This window comes from Streptomyces sp. NPDC001549, assembly GCF_042894025.1.
In the GTDB taxonomy this organism is placed as follows: domain Bacteria; phylum Actinomycetota; class Actinomycetes; order Streptomycetales; family Streptomycetaceae; genus Streptomyces; species Streptomyces kutzneri.
Genome location: NZ_JBIAVJ010000085.1, coordinates 1 through 1,399, shown reverse-complemented (window position 1 = coordinate 1,399; position 1,399 = coordinate 1). Strand labels below are relative to the sequence as shown.

At 65.6% G+C, this 1,399-nt stretch carries 1 protein-coding gene; it reads right to left on the bottom strand.

Annotated features, from left to right (window positions below; translation table 11 throughout):
• Positions 1 to 35 precede the first annotated feature (35 nt).
• Positions 36 to 1,307 (bottom strand): IS256 family transposase, encoded by a 1,272-nt coding sequence (locus tag ACFY04_RS43695; RefSeq protein ID WP_389126645.1) that lies wholly within the window; start codon positions 1,305 to 1,307, stop codon positions 36 to 38.
• Between the last annotated feature and the right edge of the window lie 92 nt (positions 1,308 to 1,399).

Here is a 1,399-nt window from a genome sequence, read left to right as displayed (position 1 = left end):
GGACGTGTCAGCGATCTTGTGTAAGTCGCCTGGTTTCATTGGATGCTGAGCCGGTCCTCGAAGAAGAGTGAGAACTGGTTCAGTGCCTCTTTCCAGTGTGCGGCGACGTGGTTCGCGTCGCGCGCTTTGGGGTTGATCTGCTCGCGGACCGCCAGGTAGAGGACCTTCAACGCGGCTTGTTCCGAGGGGAAGTGACCGCGGTTGCGGGTGGCTTTGCGGAGCCGTGAGTTGATCGATTCGACCATGTTCGTGGAGTAGACAACCGTCCTTATGGCCGGCGGGAAGGCCAGGTATGGCGTGAACTCCGGCCAGGCCGACCGCCAGGTCCGGACCACGGCCGGGTAGCGTTCGCCCAGGTCAGAAGCCTCGAATAGGGCGAGGGCCTGCTCGGCGGCCTGCTCCGTCGGCGCCGTGTAGATCGCCTTCAGGGCTGGGACCAGCTTGGGGTGATCCCGCACCGACGACAGCCTGAGCGAGGCCCTGGTCAGGTGGATTACGCAGGTCTGGACGGTGGCCTTGGGCCAGGTCGCGGTGACCGCGTCGGGCAGGCCCTTCAACCCGTCGCAGACCACGATGCACACGTCCTCGATGCCACGGTTCCGCAGCTCGGACAGAACCGCCATCCAGGTGGTGGCGCCTTCACCTTCGGCTCCGACCCACAGGCCCAGGACGTCCTTGCGGCCGTCCATGTCGACGCCGACGGCCAGATAGACCGGCTTTGATGTCACCGAACCCGACCGGATCTTCACCCACAGCGCGTCGATGTAGATGATCGGCCAGACCGCATCGAGGGGCCGGTTCTGCCAGGTCACGAGCTCGTCGATCACGGCGTCGGTGACCTTGCTGATCAGATCCGGGCTGACCTCGACCCCATAGATCTGCGCCAGGTGGGAGCGGATGTCCCGCACGCTCATCCCGCGGGCGTAGAGCGAGAGGATCCGGTCGTTGAACCCGGCAAGGCGGCGGGCGTTCTTCGGGACCAGACGCGGTTCGAACTCGCCATTGCGGTCCCGTGGCACCGCCAGTGTGACCGCGCCGGCATCGGTCAGGACCGTCTTGGGCGAGGTCCCGTTTCGCGAGTTCCCCGACCCGTGACCTGCCAGATCTCCACGTTCATAGCCGAGGTGCTCGCTCATCTCGGCTTCCAGGGCCCGCTCGAGCACAGCCTTGGTGATCTCCGTCAGGAGCCCGCCCTCACCCAGCAGGGCCGCTCCTGAGGCGTCAGTCTTGTCGAGCAGCCGCTCGACCACCTCGTCGACCATCTCATCGCCGGCCACGGACGCGGCCGCTTCGTCTTTGTCTGCCATGACTCGTCCGATCCGCCTGGCCCACAGGCCCGAGGCCGAGCCCCGGGTCAGACTTCCACATCGCGGACTTACACGATCTTTCAGACACGCTC